Genomic DNA, 16,791 nt, shown 5'->3' on the forward strand with positions numbered 1-16,791 from the left:
TACGGGGATTGCGATATTCGCGGATCTGCTGCAGGGCTGCCGGGCACCGCCGCCTTCCGTCTCTTGACGGGCGACGTTGTGACCGCTCACGATCCTGCATGGATGTGACCGGTCACACAAGCCCCGGCAGGCACTCGGGCCCTGGCCAGGAACCACGGAAGGCCGCCAGTATCCGCGACGTCGCTCAGGCCGCGGGCGTCTCCTACCAGACCGTCTCGAGGGTCATCAACGGCCACCCGAACGTCCGCGAGGAGACGCGCAAGCGGGTCGAGGCGGCCATAGCGACGCTGGGATTCCGACGCAACGCCACCGCGTTCGCACTGGCCGGCGGCGTGACCCGGTCGGTCACCGTCCTGACGTCGAACACGACCCTCCACGGCTATGCGGCCACCCTGCAGGGCCCGGAGGAAGCGGCCCGCGCCGCGGGTTACTCGCTGGGCGTGAAGGTGGTGACGCCCGAGGACGACCTGGACCGCACGATCTCCTCGGCCGCGGCCGAAGGTGGCGGCCTGATGGTCATCGGCTTCGATCGCCTCGGCGCTTCGGCGCTGCGCCGGGTCCCGGCGGACGTGCCGTGCGCCGCGGTCGTCGAAGCGCCGCCACACGGCCGGACACCTCCCCGTCCGGCCGTGTGGGCCGACGACCGCGAGGCGGCCCGCACCGCCACCGCGTACCTGCTGGAACTCGGACACCGGACCGTCCACCACGTCGCGATCCCGACGTCAGACGGCACCCGGCGCTCGGCAGGCCCGCGTGCCCAGGGCTGGCGCAATGCCCTGGAGCAAGCCGGCATCACCCCGCCCGAACCCCACGGCGGCAAGGGCTGGAACGCCCAGGCCGGCTACGACGAGGGACGCAAGCTCGCCGACACCCCGGACGTCACGGCGATCCCGTGCGGCAACGACGACCTGGCACTGGGTGTGCTGCGCGCCCTCCACCACGCCGGACGGTCGGTGCCCGAAGACGTCAGTGTCATCGGTTTCGACGACGCCCCGCACTCGGGGTTCCTCACCCCCTCCCTCACCACCGTCCGCATGGATTTCCAGGGACTGGGCCGCGACGCCTTCGGGCTCCTGCGCAGCCGACTGGAGAACGACTTCCAGCACCCCCGCTCCGACATTCGCCGGCACCGAGCTGACCATCCGCGAAAGCTCGGGGCCACCGACGCGTGAAACCGGCCCTCATCCGTTCGCGTAGTCCTCGACCAGGCTGCCGATCAGCGAGAGCAGGGCGTCGGCTCGGTGGTGGTCCTCGCGCTGGGTCCGCAGGGCCTGGTCCAGTGCCCGGAGCCGGTCCAGGGCGGTCGGGGCCCGGTCCTTCACCTCGTCGAGCAGCGGCGTGGTGATCAAGTCCAGGCTTTCGGTGAGCAGGAGCCGGGTGGCCGGGGCGGGGGGAGCCGGGTCGGGGGCGGCGAAGGCGGTGGTCAGGTACCGCACGGGGTCCGTGAGGCTCCAGCCGACGACGGTGCCGTGCTGGACCAGGAGCGCCACGTCGGGGGCGATGCCGATGCGGGCCTCCAGTGGCCCGTCGAGGTCGCGTAGGCAGGTGAGCACGGTGTCTCCGGGGGCGCGGCAGAGCTCTGTGGTCACCTCCAGGCGGAAGTCCCGGGCCTCGTCCGCGCGAAGGCCGCTGGTGAGTCTCACGGTGATCGCCGCCTCATCGGATCTGTACGGCCGGAGCCATGAAGCCGTTCTTGGCTGGGAGCCTGGCCTCCACGACGTCCGCGTGGGTAATCGGCCCACCGGGGTCGGTGGGCCGCCCCCGAGTGCCTTCAACGTGACTGACGCACCGTAGATCAGGCCGCGCGCCAAGGTGCGGGTGGTTCTTGACATCGGGGCTCGACGCGGATGCGCGGACCTCTCCGGCGTAGGCTTCGCTCAGCACGGACGCGACGGGGGCGGAGCACATGACGGCTGAGACAGCACAGAGGTGGGGGTCGGCCCTCGATTCGGTCGTGGTGTACGCGCAGGGCGCGGTCTGCCGCCGCCTGGCCCGGGGCAGTGTGCCGCCGGACGGCCGGGTGCGGGTGACAGGGCTGCCCCGCTCGCTGGACCCGGGCTCACTGCGGGCCCATGTCCTGCGTGCCCCCGGGGTGCGCGTCACCGGGGCCCGGGTGGACGTCGAGGCAGAGCCGCTCGGCACCGGCACGCCCGACGAGTTGCGGCGCGAGGTCGAGCGGCTGCGCGACGAGTACGCGGCCGCGCAGGAACGCCGAGACCGGCAACTGGGCCTGATAGAGGAGGTCAGGGGTCTGCACCCGGTGCCGCCGGCCCGCAGGCGCGAGGACCCGCACCGCCGCACTCCGGTCGACGCGTGGCTGGAGCTCGCCGACTTCGTCGACGAGCGGCTGACGGGACTGCACACCCGCCTCGTCGAGCTGGAGGAGGCGCTGCTCCACGTCGAGCACCAGCTCACGGTCGCCACGGACAGGCTCGCCCGGGCCTCCACCGACGCACCGTCAGCGCACGTGGAGACCACGGTCTCCGCACTCCTGACGCTCGACGGCGCCGGTGACGCGGAGGTGGAGCTGGAGCTGGAGTACGGGGTGCCGGGCGCCGTCTGGGTGCCGGCCTACCGTCTCACCCACCGTCAGGGCGACGGAACCGGCCGTCTGGTGCTGCGTGCCTCGGTCGCCCAGCGCACCGGCGAGGACTGGACCGGCGTGCGCGTCGCCCTGGCCACCGCCGACCTGCGGCGCCGCACCGACCTGCCGAAGCTCCGCTCGATGCGGATCGGCCGCCGTCAGCCCGCCACCGCGCCTTCCGGCTGGCGCGAACCCCCGGCGGGGCTCGCGGACCTGTTCACCGGGTACGACGCGGCAGGCCCGCGCCCTGCCACAACCGCCGTACCTGCGGCTGTCGTCGCCGGCGCCGTGCCCGTGGCCGCCACAGGCGGCTCCGCGTCCGGCCCCGTTCCGCCACCGCCGCCGACACCGCAGGGCTACGGCGGGCCGTCCGCACCGCTCCCGATGCCCGGCGGCGCGGACGGCACCTCCCCGGAGGTCTTCGGCGCGGAGAGGCCCGATTTCGCGCAGCCGGTCCGGTCGCGACCGGGCGGCAGGCCGCGTACCGGCGGCAGGTCCTTCCCGGGGGCTCCCGCCGCCATGGCACCGGCGGCTCCTGGCGGGGCTGCCCCGCCACCGGCGGCTCCTGGCCGGGCTGCCCCGCCACCGGCGCCTGCGGCTGCCGGCCTGGCTGCGCCACCACCGCCTCCGGCACCGGCGGCCGGTCCGCCGCAGCCGAGCGGCGCCGAACTGGACTACGCCGCCCTCGTCCTGTGTGGCCCCGACGAGCAGGGCGGTCGCAGAGGCAGGCTGTTTCCCGACTCTCCCTTCGACCCGGTGGCGGCCGAGTACCGCCGCCGCGCCGAAGCGGTGGCCGCGCTGCCGCTGCCCGGACACGCCGTACGGCCCCGCGAGTCGGCGGGTTCCTTCGACCACCGCTTCGATGCCGCCGCCCGTGCCGACATTCCGTCGGACGGCACCTGGCACACCATCACCGTCGCCGAGATCCCGGTCGGTGTGCGCACCGAGTACTTCTGCGCGCCGTCCGTGGAGCAGATCGTGTACGCGACGCTGGTGCTCTCCAACGCCACCGACCAGGCGCTGCTGGCCGGCCCGGTGGAGGTCACCGTCGACGACGACTTCCTGCTGACCGCCGCGCTGCCCACGCTCGCCCCCGGCGGTGTCCGCCGGGTGGGGCTCGGGCCGGCCGAGGGCATCCGGGTCACCCGCCGTACGAACCTGCACGAGTCGACCTCGGGCCTGCGCAACACCACCACCGTGCTCGACCACCGTGTCCACGTGGAGCTGGCCAACCGGCTCGCGAGGCCCGTCACCGTCGAGGTCCACGAGCGGGTGCCGGTCACCTCCGCACCGGACGTCCGGATCGAGGAGCGGGCCGACTGGACGGCACCCGAAGAGGGCATGGCGCCCGAGCACCATGCACCGGGCACCCGCATCTGGCGGGTGGACCTGCCCGCCGGCGCCACCGCCGCCCTCGACGGCGGTTACGAGATCCGCATCCCGGCCGGCAAGGCCTTGGTCGGCGGCAACCGCAGGAGCTGACACACGCCATGTCCACGGCACCGAAGCCGATCGCCCTCCCCGTCACCGCCGTCACCTGCCTGGAGGATCGCGCCCACATCGAGCGCGTCGTCGTGCTCGACCTGGAGGCCGGGGTCCAGCGGCTGCGTCTCGGGCCGGTCAGTGCCCTGGCCGTCGACCGCACCCTGCACGCCGAGCTGACCGCCGATCACCCCGCGACCGTGCTGGACGCGCGGATCGTCCGCACGTGGACGCCGCGCGGGCCGCTGCCCTCCGACGACGACTCCGCCCTGCGCCACCGCGTGCACGCCCTCGAAGAGGAGCGGCTCGCCCTGGGGCAGCGACGCGACCGGCTGCAGGCCCGCCTCGACCTGCTCGGCCGCCTCGCCGCCGATCTGCTGCGGGAGATCGGCGAAGGCGCCGGCTTCGGGGAGGCCGAAAGGCCCCGCTGGGCCCGTGAACTGGACCGGGTGGACGAGGAGCGCGACTCGTACGGCGAGCAGCTCCGCGCCGTGGAGGCGCGGCTCGCCGCCCTAGCGGCCGAACTCCGGGTGGCCGAGCGGGCCATGGACCTCTCCGAGGCGGAGCCCGCCGAGTTGGTCGGCCATGTCGAGCTGACCGTGGAGGCCGCGGTCGCCGGTCCGGTCCGGCTGCGCCTGAGCCACCTCACCCCCTGTGCGCTGTGGCGGCCGGCCTACCGGGCCGTGCTCGACGGGGACTCCCTGACGCTGGAGACCGACGCGATGGTCTGGCAGCGCACCGGCGAGGACTGGTCGGACGTACGGCTGACGTTGTCGACGGCCCGTTCGGCGCTGGCCACCGAGCCGCCGCGGCTGGTCGAGGACCGGCTGACGCTCAAGGACCGCTCCGCCGCGGAGCGCCGCACGGTCGATGTCGAGCTGCGCGAGGAGGAGATCGGGGACCTCGGCCCCGCCCCGGTGCTCGGTCTGCCAGGGGTGGACGACGGCGGCGAGGCACGGGTGCTGAACTCGCCCGCGCCGGTCTCCGTGCCCGGAGACGGCCGCGCCCACCGGGTGCCTCTCTCCGCCTTCACCACGGCGGCGAGCAGCGAGTACGCCTGCTCCCCCGAGCTGTCCCCGCTGGTCACCCAGGTGGTGCGGTTCGACAACCTGTCCGGCCATGCGCTGCTCGCCGGGCCCGTGGACCTGGTCCGCGGCAGCGGCTTCAGCGGCCGCGGCACGCTGGACTTCACCGCCCCCGGCGCCCCCGTCGATCTCGCCTTCGGCAGTTGCGACGACCACCGGGTGGTCCGGCAGGCCGAGGGGTCCCGCGACTCCGCCGGAATCACCCAGCGGACGGTGGTCACCCGCACGGTCCGGCTGCACCTGTCCCGGTTCTCCGCCCCCGGGGAGCACGGCGAACGGGTGGTCGTCCTGCGGGAGCGGATCCCGGTCTCCGAGACCTCGGCTGTGGAGGTCCGTCTGCGCAAGGAAGCCTGCTCGCCGGCGCCCGACGTGGTCGACGCCGAAGGCATCGCCCGCTGGGACGTCACCCTCCCGCCCGGCGGCCGCCGCACGGTCACCCTGGTCTACGAGCTGTCGGCGAAAGCCAAAGTCGTCGGGCTCTGACCTCGGTGGTCGGCTGCGCTCCGCCGCATCGCCGACGAGTTCGCCTCGCGCCGCCGGCGCGGCCGAGTGCGCGCCCTCCCTGCGCGCACAAGGCACGGTCCTGATCGGCGCTGTCCGATTCCGCCCCTCACTTTCCTTCGACTTCGGATTCTGACTGCTGGTTGCGCGGGGATGCTCTGCGTGTTCTCGCAGCAGTGCGGTCTGCGGTGCGCGACCATACGGACGCAATACAGGAGAAACCGAGACAGGAAGAAGGACGGCCGTGTCCGGCAGCGAAAGCGAGAACCCAGCAATTCCGTCCCCGACCCCCACGTCGACTCGACCCAAAACAAATCGGGACTGGTGGCCGAATCAGCTGGACCTTCAGGTTCTCGACCAGCACTCGCCCCGGTCCCATCCGATGGGCGAGGACTTCAACTACACAGAGGAGTTCTCGACCCTCGATCTCGACGCGCTGAAGCAGGACGTCTTCGAGGTGATGACGACGTCCCAGGACTGGTGGCCTGCCGACTACGGACACTACGGGCCGCTTTTCATCCGGATGAGTTGGCATGCCGCCGGGACGTACCGCACCGCCGACGGCCGGGGCGGTGGCGGCTCCGGCGCTCAGCGCTTCGCCCCCCTCAACAGCTGGCCGGACAACGCGAGCCTCGACAAGGCTCGCCGTCTGCTCTGGCCGGTCAAGCAGAAGTACGGTCAGAAAATCTCCTGGGCCGACCTTCTGGTCTTCGCCGGTAACTGTGCCATGGAGTCGATGGGCTTCAAGACGTTCGGCTTCGGCTTCGGGCGGGAGGACATCTGGGAACCCGAGGAAATCTTTTGGGGCCCCGAGGATGTCTGGCTCGGAGATGAGCGCTACAGCGGCGACAGGGAACTCGCGGGTCCTTTGGGCGCCGTGCAGATGGGCCTGATCTACGTCAATCCGGAGGGGCCCAACGGCAACCCGGATCCGTTGGCTTCCGCCAGGGACATTCGCGAGACGTTCGGCCGTATGGCGATGAATGACGAGGAGACGGTAGCCCTCATCGTCGGCGGCCACACGTTCGGCAAGTGTCACGGTGCGGTCGATCCCTCGTACATCGGCCCGGAACCCGAGGCCGCCCCCATCGAGCAACAAGGCCTCGGGTGGAGGAACACGTACGGCAGCGGCAAGGGTGCCGACGCGCTCACCAGTGGCCTCGAGGGCGCATGGACCGCCGAGCCGACGACGTGGGACAACGGGTACCTGGACAACCTGTTCGGATACGACTGGGAGCTGACGACCAGCCCCGCCGGCGCGAAGCAGTGGACTCCCACGGACCGCTCGGCCCAGGGCACGGTGCCTGATGCTCACGATCCGTCGAAGCGGCACGCTCCCATGATGCTGACCACGGACCTCGCACTGAAGGCGGACCCGGTCTACGGGCCGATCGCGAAGCGGTTCCACGAGAACCCGGAAGAGCTCGCGGTGGCGTTCGCCAAGGCGTGGTACAAGCTGTTGCACCGCGACATGGGCCCCCTCTCGCGCTACCTCGGCCCGTGGGTTCCCGAGCCGCAGCTGTGGCAGGACCCCGTCCCCGAGGTCGATCACGAGCTGGTCGCGGACGAGGACATCGCCGCCCTCAAGAGCAGGATCCTCGCCTCGGGGCTGTCCGTCTCCCAGCTGGTCACCACCGCTTGGGCGTCGGCGGCGAGTTTCCGCGGCACCGACAAGCGCGGCGGGGCCAACGGGGCACGCATCCGGCTCGCGCCGCAAAGGGACTGGGAGGTCAACGCTCTGCCCGAGGTGGACGAGGTGGTGCACACCCTCGAGCAGATCCAACAGGACTTCAACCACTCACAGGACGGCGCAAAGAAGGTCTCGCTCGCCGACCTGATCGTCCTGGGCGGATGCGCGGCCGTCGAGCAGGCCGCGAAGAACGCCGGGCACGACGTCAGGGTCCCGTTCGCACCGGGACGCACGGACGCCTCGCAGGAGCAGACCGACGTCGAGGCGTTCGCCGTACTCGAACCCAGGGCGGACGGGTTCCGCAACTACCTCCGGGCAGGAGAGAAGCTGTCACCGGAGACCCTCCTGATGGACCGCGCCAACCTGCTGACACTGACCGCTCTCGAAATGACGGTTCTGATCGGCGGCATGCGGGCCCTGAACACCGGCTTCCAGCGATCCCCACACGGCGTCTTCACCCACCGGCCGGAGACACTGACCAACGACTTCTTCGTCAACCTGCTCGACATGGACACGGAGTGGAAGGCGTCGACCTCGGCCGAGAACGTGTTCGAAGGCCGGGATCGCGCCAAGGGCGAGGTCAAGTGGACCGCCACCGCCGTCGACCTCGTCTTCGGGTCGCACTCCCACCTCCGAGCCCTCGCGGAGATCTACGCGTCCAAGGACGCGGGCGAGAAGTTCGTGCGTGACTTCGTGGCGGCGTGGGACAAGGTGATGAACCTCGATCGGTTCGACCTCCGCTGACCCGATGTCCCGGTCGGCCGCTCATCGGCCGACCGGGACATCGTCCGGGCTCACGGCGCGCACACAGCCGGTGCACATGATCCTCATGGTGAAGCGAGGGACAGTCGGTTCATGTCTGGCGCCTCCGGTACCCGTGAAGGCACGGTTCGCGTGCTGATCGTCGATGACGAGCCCGAGCTCACCGAGCTGCTCTCCGCGGCCGTGAGCGAGGCGGGGTGGCATGCGTTCGCGACGGGGGACGCACGGAGCGCGTTGCGGCTCGCGCGGGACTGCGCACCGGACGTCGTCGTCCTCGACGGGATGCTGCCCGACATCGACGGGGTGCAGGTCCTGCGCAGGCTGCGGAGCGAGAACACGAGACTGCCCGTGCTGATGCTCACCGCCCGCGACGCGCTGGAGCACCGGCTCGACGGGCTGTCGGCCGGTGCGGACGACTATGTGACCAAGCCCTTCTCGCTGGAGGAGGTCATGCTGCGGCTGCGTGGGCTGCTGCGTCGCACGGGCCCCGCCGCTGCGGCCGACCGGGGCACCGTACGGGTACTGGGTGACCTCGTCCTGGCCGAGAGCACCCGCGAGCTGCAGCGCGGCGGAACGCCGATCCCGCTGACGAGCAGGGAGTTCGACCTCCTCCGATTCCTCATGAGCCACCCGCACCAGGTGCTCAGCAAGGCGCAGATCCTCGACCACGTGTGGAACGCCTCCTTCGACGGCGAGGGAAACCTCGTCGAGGTCTACATCCACGGCCTGCGCGCGAAGATCGACAAAGGGCGGGCTCCGATGATCCGTACGGTGCGCGGTGTGGGGTACGCGATCAGAGCCGCGGACGCATGACCGTGAGAGACCGGCATGGCCGGGCGGGCACCGGCCTGGGCCGGCGTTCCCTGCGGGTCCGTCTGGTCCTCTTCGTCTCCGTGACCCTGGTCGTGGTGTGTGCGGCGATGGCGCTCACCACGGTGTTCGTCCAGCGTGTGTATCTGCTGGGCGATCTGGACCAGCGTGTCACCGACGCCGCGGAGCGCAGCCAGGGCGGGCTGCAGCGCAGGACGGGCGGGGCGACGGAGCACTATCCGGTCCGCATGGGCGCCACGGCGATGGGCTGGACGCTGGGCTTCGGTCGTCTGGGCTCGATGCTCGCCCCGCCGTTGCTCGGGCTCATCATAGGAGCCGGACTGGCGTTCCAATGGAACTTCTACGCACTCGCCGTGCCCGGCGTCATCGGCGCCGTACTGATCGCGCTGGTTCCCCGCGCACCGGAAGCGGAAGCTCTGGCGGAGCACGGGGGTGCAGGCGGAACCGCGCGTCCCCTCGCGGAGCAGACGTGAGCCGCCGGCCGGCACTCCTTTGACGGACCGTGCATGAGGGCTCAGCACCTCACGCATGTCTCGATGACGGCGGCGACCTGTTCCGTTGCTGCTGAGCGCCGGCCCGCTCGGCACGCCAGTGCCAGGTCGACGGTCTCGGTCTCGACGAGCGGCAGGTAGGTCACGCCGTCGACGCGGAGACTCTGCACTGACTCCGGGACCAGGGCGACGCCGTGGCCTGCGGCGACGAAGACGACCAGAGTCGCGGTCTCGCCGACCTCGACCAGAGCGGAGGGTTCGAAGCCGGCACGGGCACAGGCTGCGAGGACCCGGCCGTGCATGGAGGAACGGTCGCGGGACGGATGGACGACCATCGGCTCGCCGGCGAGTGCCGCGAGGGAGACCTCACGACGACTCGCCAGCGGATGGCCGGTGGGCAGGACGGCCACCAGCCGTTCGGACCGGAGGGTGGTGACCTCGACGGCGGCGTCCACCGGAGCGTCGGTCCGCAACAGGGCGAGGTCGTAGGTGCCTTGGAGCAGCCCTTCGACCAGTTCGGGATTGAGCAGCTCACCGCGCAGTTCCAGGGACACGCCCGGCAGCTGTGCCCGTACCGTACGGGCGATCTGCGGCAGGACGTCGTAGGTGGCGGTTCCGACGAACCCGATGGACACGCGTCCGGCCCGGCCGGTGGCGAGCAGTGCCATCTGGTCCTCCGCCCGCTCGACTTCCGCCAGGATCGACCGCGCGTGGGGGACCAGATGACGGCCGGCCTCGGTGAGCTCCACGCGCCGTGTGGACCGGGCGAAGAGCGGCGTTCCAAGCTGTCGCTCCAGCTGCTTGAGCTGCTGGGAGAGGGCCGACTGGGCCACGTGCAGGCGCTGGGCGGCGCGGCCGAAGTGGCGTTCCTCGACGAGAGCGAGGAAGTAACGGACATGCCGTAGCTCCATGGCCACATCTTATCTGCGTTACTGATTAATCGAGCAGAACTGAATATTGGACGAGAACAATCCCGGTACCTACGGTGAGTCCCATGGTTGCAAGCTTCGTTTACACCGCAGTGAGAACGCCTTTCGGGCGGTTCGGTGGAGCGCTCGCCGAGGTCCGGCCCGACGACCTCGCCGCCGTCGCCCTCTCCGGAGCCCTGGCCAAGGCGCCGTCGCTGGACCCCGCACTGATCGGCGACGTGGTCTGGGGCAACGCCAACGGCGCGGGCGAGGACAACCGGAACGTCGGCCGGATGGCGGTTCTCCTGGCGGGGCTGCCGACGTCGGTGCCGGCCACGACCGTCAACCGGCTGTGCGGCTCCTCGCTCGACGCGGCGATCATCGGCTCGCGTGCCGTCGAGAGCGGTGACGCCGACATCGTCCTCACCGGCGGGGTGGAGTCGATGACCCGCGCGCCGTGGGTCCTGCCGAAGCCGTCACGCGCCTTCCCCGCCGGCAATGTGACCGCCGTGTCGACGACCCTGGGGTGGCGGCTGGTCAACGAGCGCATGCCGAAGGAGTGGACCGTCTCCCTGGGCGAGGCGAACGAGCAGTTGGCGGAGCGGTTCGCCATCCCCCGGGAACGGCAGGACGAGTTCGCCGCGCGCTCGCACCTTCTCGCCGACGAGGCCTGGGGCTCCGGTTTCTACGACGACCTGGTGGTTCCCGTCGTGCTGGACGGCGAGGTACTGCTCTCCCGCGACGAGGGCATCCGGCCCGGATCCACGCCGCAGAAACTGGCCGGCCTCCAGCCGGCGTTCCGCCCCGACGGCGTCATCACCGCCGGCAACGCCTCACCGCTGAACGACGGTGCCTCTGCCGTCCTGATCGGCTCGGAGGAGGCGTCGTCGCGCATCGGCCTGGCCCCGCTGGCTCGCATAGCGGGCCGCGGAGCATCGGCACTGGAGCCGCAGATGTTCGGGTTCGCGCCGGTCGAGGCGGCCGAGCGGGCGCTGAAGCGGGCAGGGATCTCCTGGTCGGACGTGTCGGCAGTCGAACTCAACGAGGCCTTCGCCGTTCAGTCGTTGGCCTGCGTGGACGCCTGGAAGATCGATCCGGCCATCGTGAACACCAAGGGCGGTGCGATCGCGATCGGCCATCCGCTCGGCGCCTCCGGTGGCCGGATCCTCGGCACCCTCGCCGCGCGGCTGCGCGAGTCGGGCCGGCGGTGGGGCGTCGCCGCGATCTGCATCGGTGTCGGACAGGCCCTGGCGGTCGTCCTGGAGAACGTTGCGGAGCGGGCCCGATGACGGTTCAGGTGTGCGCGGATGCCGATGAGGCCGTGGCCGGGATCAGGGACGGCTCGACCGTGCTGGTCGGAGGGTTCGGCATGGCCGGCATGCCGGTCGAGTTGATCGACGCGCTCATCCGGCAGGGCGCGAGCGATCTGACCGTGGTGTCGAACAACGCCGGCAACGGCGACACGGGGCTGGCCGCGCTGCTGGCCGAGGGGCGGGTGCGAAGGATCGTGTGCTCCTTCCCCCGCCAAGCCGACTCCTGGATCTTCGACCGGCTCTACCGCGAGCAACGGATCGAACTCGAGGTGGTGCCCCAGGGCACCCTCGCCGAACGGATGCGCGCGGCCGGGGCCGGCATCGGCGCGTTCTTCTCGCCGACGGGCGTCGGCACCCCCCTGGCGGAGGGGAAGGAGACCCGCGAGATAAACGGCCGCACCTACGTCCTGGAGTACCCGATCAAGGGTGACGTGGCGCTGATCGGCGCCCACAGGGCCGACCGCATGGGCAACCTCGTCTACCGCAAGACCGCCCGCAACTTCGGACCGGTCATGGCCACCGCCGCGACGACCGTCGTGGCACAGGTCCGCGAAATCGTCGAGATCGGTGCGATCGACCCGGAGACGGTCGTGACACCGAGCATCTACGTCGACCGCGTCGTACAGGCGGGGGCGGCTGCTGAAGGCAGGTCCGCATGAACTCGACCCCCTCACTGGTGGAGAACCTCGACCGGGCGCCGCTGGGCAAGGACGAGATGGCCGCCATGGTGGCGCGCGACATCCCGCGCGGCTCCTACGTCAACCTGGGCATCGGCCAGCCGACGCTGGTCGCCGATCACCTCCCGGCGGGATCGGGGGTGGTGCTGCACACCGAGAACGGCATGCTCAACATGGGCCCCGCAGCCAGGCCCGGCGAAGTGGATCCCGATCTCACCAACGCGGGGAAGATCCCGGTCACGGAGCTGCCAGGAGCGGCCTACTTCCATCACGCCGACTCCTTCGCGATGATGCGCGGCGGCCACCTCGACATCTGCGTACTCGGCGCCTTCCAGGTCTCGGCTGTCGGTGACCTGGCCAACTGGCACACCGGCGCGCGCGACGCGATCCCTGCCGTGGGCGGTGCCATGGACCTCGCGATCGGCGCCAAGAAGGTGTTCGTCATGATGACGCTCTTCGCGAAGGACGGCTCGCCCAAACTGGTGCGGGAATGCACTTACCCGCTGACCGGGCTGGGCTGCGTCGACCGCGTCTACACCGACCTCGCGACGTTCCGTGTCGGCCCCGAAGGAGCCACCGTTCTCGAAACCTTCGGTATCTCGTATGACGAGCTCGCAGCACGCCTCGACGTACCTCTCGCACCGGCGAACGCAGACAGGACTCCGTCGCCCGCTCCTCATGCCGGGCCGACAGTGCCGAGCGAAGCGCCCTCCCCCGGTCATTGACCCAGCCCTTGTCGCAGTGCACGGGCCCCGTCCACCGACGCGTCGACGGGATGTCCGAAGAGCTCAGCCGACCGTCAGCACTCGAACGGGAGTACCTGCGAGGAAGGCGCTGATGTCCTCCACCGCTTCCGTGTAGAAGGTGCGGTAGTTCTGCTCGGTGACGTAGCCGAGGTGCGGGGTGGCGAGCACGTTCGGCAGGGAGCGCAGGGGGTCGTCGGCGGGGAGCGGCTCGGTCTCGAAGACGTCGAGCCCCGCCCCGGCGATCCAGCCCTCGCGCAGGGCGCGCAGGAGTGCCGTCCGGTCGACGATGGCAGCGCGGGAGGTGTTGACCAGGTAGGCGTGCGGGCGCATGGCGCGCAGTTCCGGCTCGCCGAGCAGGCCGCGGGTGCGGTCGGACAGCACGAGGTGGACGGACACGAAGTCGCTGCGGCGCAGCAAGTCCTCTTTGTTTTCCGCGAGTTGGGCTCCGGCGTCGGCTGCTCGCCCGGCGGTGAGGTTCTCGCTCCAGGCGAGGACCTCCATACCCAAGGCGGTGGCGACGCGGGCGACCCGGGTGCCGATCTTGCCGAGTCCGAGCAGACCCAGGGTCCGGCCGTGCAGGTCCTGGCCGACGGTGGACTGCCAGGGGCCGCCCTCGCGCAAGGCCCGGTTCTCGGCTGTGACGTGCCGGGCGAGGCCGAGGACAAGCGCCCAGGTCAGCTCGACGGGCGGGGTGGAGCTGCTCGCCGTACCGCAGACGGTCACGCCCTGGGCCGCCGCCGCGGCGAGGTCGATGGAAGCGTTGCGCATACCGGTGGTCACCAGCAGGCGCAGCCGGGGCAGACGACGCAGAAGACCGGCGTCGAAGGGGGTGCGCTCCCGCATGGCCACGACGATCTCGCAGTCGGCGAGCGCGGCCACGAGCTTGTCCCGGTCGGTGATGTTGTCGCGAAGCGTGCGCACCTCGACCTTGCCGGCGAGGGGGCTCCAGTCCGCCAGGGTCAGGGCGGCGCCCTGGTAGTCGTCCAGCACAGCGCAGTGGAGAGTCATGCGGACAGTCTGCCTTTCATCGGTCCGCACGCCGGGCGCGGGTGTGGTGGTTGATGACGACGGTGGCTGCAAGGGCCCCGAGCATTGGCGCCGGCAGGTACACCGCCAGGAAGGGCGTGTCGCCTGCGAGCAGGGCCGGGCCGAACTGACTGACGGGATTGGCGACTCCGCCGGAAAGCATGCCGAAGGCGACGATCCGTACGGCGATCAGGGTGCCCACGGCCCACGGGGTGAACGGCCCGAGTCGGCGGCTGAAGATGCCGATGCCCGCGACGGCGACGACGCTCCACGGCCGGTCCTGCGATCACGCCTCCCCGGACGAACCGCCTTCGCGGTCCACTGTGCCCGTCACAGCGGGTCCGTCATCAGGGGCCGGTTCCGGCTCGTGCTGCGGCGTGTGGTCGTGTCGGGGAAGCAGGAGCGGGCTGGTGAGGATGAGCAGTCCCGCGACCGTGAGAGCGGTGCGTGGGCTGGTGACGTCGGCGAGCAGCCCGGCGAGCGCGGTGAGGATGGCGATGGACGCCTGCTGGCCGATCGACCAGGCCGACAGGGTGCGGGCGACGAGATGCTTGGGGGTGTGTTCGAGCCGGTATGTGGCGAGCACCGGGGTGTACAGGCTCATGTTGATGACGATCGCCAGCTCGACGGCTGTCACGGTGACGAGGCCGACGATGCCGGGACGGACGAAGGCCAGGCCGAGCAGCCAGATGGCGCGCAGGGTGCCGATGGTCCGGAAGACCCAGTGCCGGCCGTAGCGGGCCACGACGCGGCGGGCCAGCCGGGCGCCGATGAGTCCGCCGAGGCAGGGGGCGGCGAAGGCGAGGCCGTACTGCCAGGGTGGGAACCCGAGCTGGCGAAGCAGGAGCACGGCCAGCAGCGGCTCGGTGGCCATGATCAGACCGGCGACGAGCATTTGGTTGAGGTAGAGCGCCCGCAAGCCGGGATGCCCCATGATGTGTCGCCAGCCGTCAAGCGATGCGCCCGCCCGGGCCGGGCTTTTGCCGGTTGTTTGCGGCGCTTCTTCTCGGCCGCGGATCGCGGTGATGCTCAGCGCGGAGAGCAGGTAGCTGAGTGCGTCGGCCACCACGGTGGTGACCGGCCCGAACAGGCCGATTGCCGCTCCGCCCAGCGGTGGCCCGACCGCGATGGAGCTCCAGTTCGTGGACTCGAACCGCGCGTTGGCGACGAGCAGGTCGTCCGGCCGGACGAGGGCCTTGAGGTAGGCGCCGCCGGCCGCGTTGAAGGCGATCTTGGCTGCGGCGACCAGGGTCGAGATCACGAGCAGCTGGACGAAACCGAGCCGGCCGAAGGCGTAGGCGACCGGGATCGTCGCCATGGCCGCGAACCGGGTCAGGTCCATCGTGATCATGACCGGGCGCTTGCGCCGAAACTCCACCCACGGCGCGAGCGGCACCGCGATCAGCGCGCCCACCGCAGGGCCCACGGCGGACAGCGCGGACACCTCAGCGGGACTGGCGTGCAACGCCAGCACGGCGATCAGCGGCAATGCACCGAACCCCAGCCCGGACCCATAGGCGCTCACCGCATATGCCGCCCACAGCCAGCCGAACCGCCGCCCCAACGGTCTCCTGCCCACCCTGCTCAGCGCTCCCACCCGAACAAACTGACGTTGACCTGTGAGAGCTAAGCGAGCAGCACAACGGCAGGTCAAACAACTGCACTGCCGGCCATACACAACCATCTGTTGTTCACTAAGGTGGATCGGCGTGGATCTCGAAGCAGTACGCACCTTCGTCGCCGTTGCGGAAGCGGGCCAGTTCCAGAAAGCCGCTGCCGACCTGTCGATCACCCAGCAGGCTGTCTCCAAGCGCATCGCCGCGCTGGAGCGCAGCCTCGGCGTGCGGTTGTTCACCCGCGCCCCTCGCGGCGCCGAGCTCAGCATCGACGGCCAGGCGTTCCTGCCCCACGCGCGCGAGCTGCTGCGCGTCGCCGAGCGCGCGGTCGGGTCCGTGCGCCCCGGCCGCCGTCCGCTGCGCGTCGACGTGATCGCTTCGCGTAGCGCGCAGTCGGGTCTGATGCGCGGCTTCCACCGCGCGTACCCCGAGATCGACCTCGACGTGGTGATGCTGTTCGAAATCGAGACGGCCGTCGCCGCCATCCGCTCCGGTGCGATCGACGCGTCCTTCCGCGCCGTCGCCGCGCCCGGTCGGCCACTTCCCGAGGACATCGAGTCCGTCCGGGTGCTCGACGAGCCGCTCCAGCTCCTCACCGGCCCCGCCCACGCGCTGGCGGGCGCCCGGTCGGTGACCGTCGCTCAGCTCGTCGGGCACCGGATCTGGATGCCCGGCATCGTCCCCGGTACCGAGTGGGGCGCCTACTACCACGACCTCGTCGCCGAGTTCGGCCTCACCATCGAGGCGACCGGCCCGAACTTCGGCTCCGACGCGCTCCTCGACACCATCTCCGACACCCCGGCCCTGGCCACCTTCATGGGCGAGCACACCCGCCTCATCTGGCCCGCCGACCACGGCCTGCGCCGCATCCCGATCACCGACCCGACACCCATCTACCCGCACTCGCTCCTCTGGCACCGCGACAACCCCCACCCAGCGCTGGCCACCCTCCGCGCCCACCTCGCCGCCACAGCGGCCGGCCATGACGCCGCCGGGACCTGGGCACCGGGCTGGGTGATTCCGCGATGAACGGCCCCCTACGACACGACCTGGCAAAGCCCTACCAGGTGTGACGGACG

Annotated in this window: 15 protein-coding genes; 10 read left to right on the forward strand and 5 right to left on the reverse strand. The window is 71.0% G+C overall.

All coding sequences use genetic code 11. From position 1 onward, the window contains the following. The first annotated feature begins 104 nt into the window (after nt 1-104). Nucleotides 105-1,172 carry a LacI family DNA-binding transcriptional regulator gene (locus tag IE263_RS40415; RefSeq protein ID WP_229911428.1) on the forward strand — a complete coding sequence of 356 codons (1,068 nt, stop codon included), beginning with the start codon at nt 105-107 and terminating at the stop codon, nt 1,170-1,172. Between the two features lie 9 nt (nt 1,173-1,181). Here IE263_RS40415 and IE263_RS40420 read toward each other — a convergent pair whose 3' ends face one another. Beyond that, nucleotides 1,182-1,643, reverse strand: a complete 462-nt coding sequence (locus IE263_RS40420; protein ID WP_229911429.1) for a hypothetical protein — start codon at nt 1,641-1,643, stop codon at nt 1,182-1,184. A 263-nt stretch (nt 1,644-1,906) separates the two neighbouring features. Between IE263_RS40420 and IE263_RS40425 the strand changes: the two genes are divergently transcribed. From IE263_RS40425 to IE263_RS50205, 5 genes are all read left to right on the forward strand, one after another. Continuing rightward, a complete protein-coding gene (locus IE263_RS40425; RefSeq protein WP_189943100.1) occupies nt 1,907-4,066 on the forward strand; it encodes a DUF4139 domain-containing protein in 2,160 nt (719 codons plus the stop codon). A gap of 8 nt (nt 4,067-4,074) precedes the next feature. Beyond that, the gene (locus tag IE263_RS40430; RefSeq protein ID WP_189943101.1) at nt 4,075-5,634 is read left to right on the forward strand and encodes a mucoidy inhibitor MuiA family protein; all 1,560 of its coding nucleotides are present in this window, start codon (nt 4,075-4,077) and stop codon (nt 5,632-5,634) included. A gap of 262 nt (nt 5,635-5,896) precedes the next feature. Further along, nucleotides 5,897-8,086 carry a catalase/peroxidase HPI gene (gene katG, locus IE263_RS40435; RefSeq protein WP_189943102.1) on the forward strand — a complete coding sequence of 730 codons (2,190 nt, stop codon included), beginning with the start codon at nt 5,897-5,899 and terminating at the stop codon, nt 8,084-8,086. A 111-nt stretch (nt 8,087-8,197) separates the two neighbouring features. After that, on the forward strand, nt 8,198-8,917 hold the full coding sequence (locus IE263_RS40440) for a response regulator transcription factor (protein WP_189943103.1): 720 nt from the start codon (nt 8,198-8,200) through the stop codon (nt 8,915-8,917). Continuing rightward, entirely contained in the window at nt 8,914-9,408 is a 495-nt protein-coding gene (locus IE263_RS50205) for a hypothetical protein (protein WP_373312260.1), read from the forward strand. Before IE263_RS40440 ends, IE263_RS50205 begins: the two co-directional genes overlap by 4 nt. A gap of 41 nt (nt 9,409-9,449) precedes the next feature. Here IE263_RS50205 and IE263_RS40450 read toward each other — a convergent pair whose 3' ends face one another. Beyond that, a complete protein-coding gene (locus tag IE263_RS40450; RefSeq protein ID WP_189943104.1) occupies nt 9,450-10,337 on the reverse strand; it encodes a LysR substrate-binding domain-containing protein in 888 nt (295 codons plus the stop codon). Nucleotides 10,338-10,420: 83 nt separating this feature from the next. On the opposite strand from IE263_RS40450, the gene IE263_RS40455 reads away from it, so the two are divergent. Genes IE263_RS40455 through IE263_RS40465 form a run of 3 tightly spaced genes read left to right on the forward strand, consistent with a single transcriptional unit; the run spans nt 10,421 to nt 13,049 of the window. Further along, nucleotides 10,421-11,623: a thiolase family protein gene (locus IE263_RS40455; RefSeq protein WP_189943105.1), complete on the forward strand. Its 1,203-nt coding sequence runs from the start codon at nt 10,421-10,423 to the stop codon at nt 11,621-11,623. Continuing rightward, nucleotides 11,620-12,306 (forward strand): 3-oxoacid CoA-transferase subunit A, encoded by a 687-nt coding sequence (locus IE263_RS40460; RefSeq protein ID WP_189943106.1) that lies wholly within the window; start codon nt 11,620-11,622, stop codon nt 12,304-12,306. The genes IE263_RS40455 and IE263_RS40460 overlap by 4 nt, the downstream gene beginning before the upstream one ends. Continuing rightward, on the forward strand, nt 12,303-13,049 hold the full coding sequence (locus IE263_RS40465) for a 3-oxoacid CoA-transferase subunit B (RefSeq protein ID WP_229911430.1): 747 nt from the start codon (nt 12,303-12,305) through the stop codon (nt 13,047-13,049). Before IE263_RS40460 ends, IE263_RS40465 begins: the two co-directional genes overlap by 4 nt. 63 nt (nt 13,050-13,112) lie before the next feature. Here the strand turns inward: IE263_RS40465 and IE263_RS40470 are convergent, their stop codons facing one another. The 3 genes from IE263_RS40470 to IE263_RS40480 form a co-directional block, all read right to left on the reverse strand. Next, nucleotides 13,113-14,078, reverse strand: a complete 966-nt coding sequence (locus IE263_RS40470) for a D-2-hydroxyacid dehydrogenase family protein (RefSeq protein ID WP_189943107.1) — start codon at nt 14,076-14,078, stop codon at nt 13,113-13,115. A 16-nt stretch (nt 14,079-14,094) separates the two neighbouring features. Next, a complete protein-coding gene (locus IE263_RS40475) occupies nt 14,095-14,298 on the reverse strand; it encodes an aquaporin (protein ID WP_229911431.1) in 204 nt (67 codons plus the stop codon). An 84-nt stretch (nt 14,299-14,382) separates the two neighbouring features. Then, nucleotides 14,383-15,675, reverse strand: coding sequence for an MFS transporter (locus IE263_RS40480; protein ID WP_229911432.1), 1,293 nt, complete (start codon nt 15,673-15,675; stop codon nt 14,383-14,385). A 130-nt stretch (nt 15,676-15,805) separates the two neighbouring features. Between IE263_RS40480 and IE263_RS40485 the strand changes: the two genes are divergently transcribed. Beyond that, nucleotides 15,806-16,741 carry a LysR family transcriptional regulator gene (locus IE263_RS40485; RefSeq protein WP_189943108.1) on the forward strand — a complete coding sequence of 312 codons (936 nt, stop codon included), beginning with the start codon at nt 15,806-15,808 and terminating at the stop codon, nt 16,739-16,741. Nucleotides 16,742-16,791 lie beyond the last annotated feature (50 nt).

The organism is Streptomyces aurantiogriseus, assembly GCF_014649375.1.
Taxonomy (GTDB): Bacteria; Actinomycetota; Actinomycetes; order Streptomycetales; family Streptomycetaceae; genus Streptomyces; species Streptomyces aurantiogriseus.

Excerpts from the sequence above, each read along its gene's own strand:
- IE263_RS40460 (WP_189943106.1), top strand. The coding sequence starts at position 11,620 with ATGACGGTTCAGGTGTGCGCGGATGCCGATGAGGCCGTGGCCGGGATC.
- IE263_RS40470 (WP_189943107.1), bottom strand. The coding sequence starts at position 14,078 with ATGACTCTCCACTGCGCTGTGCTGGACGACTACCAGGGCGCCGCCCTG.
- IE263_RS40455 (WP_189943105.1), top strand. The coding sequence starts at position 10,421 with ATGGTTGCAAGCTTCGTTTACACCGCAGTGAGAACGCCTTTCGGGCGG.
- IE263_RS40450 (WP_189943104.1), bottom strand. The coding sequence starts at position 10,337 with ATGGAGCTACGGCATGTCCGTTACTTCCTCGCTCTCGTCGAGGAACGC.
- IE263_RS40430 (WP_189943101.1), top strand. The coding sequence starts at position 4,075 with ATGTCCACGGCACCGAAGCCGATCGCCCTCCCCGTCACCGCCGTCACC.
- IE263_RS40440 (WP_189943103.1), top strand. The coding sequence starts at position 8,198 with ATGTCTGGCGCCTCCGGTACCCGTGAAGGCACGGTTCGCGTGCTGATC.
- IE263_RS40465 (WP_229911430.1), top strand. The coding sequence starts at position 12,303 with ATGAACTCGACCCCCTCACTGGTGGAGAACCTCGACCGGGCGCCGCTG.
- IE263_RS40425 (WP_189943100.1), top strand. The coding sequence starts at position 1,907 with ATGACGGCTGAGACAGCACAGAGGTGGGGGTCGGCCCTCGATTCGGTC.
- IE263_RS50205 (WP_373312260.1), top strand. The coding sequence starts at position 8,914 with ATGACCGTGAGAGACCGGCATGGCCGGGCGGGCACCGGCCTGGGCCGG.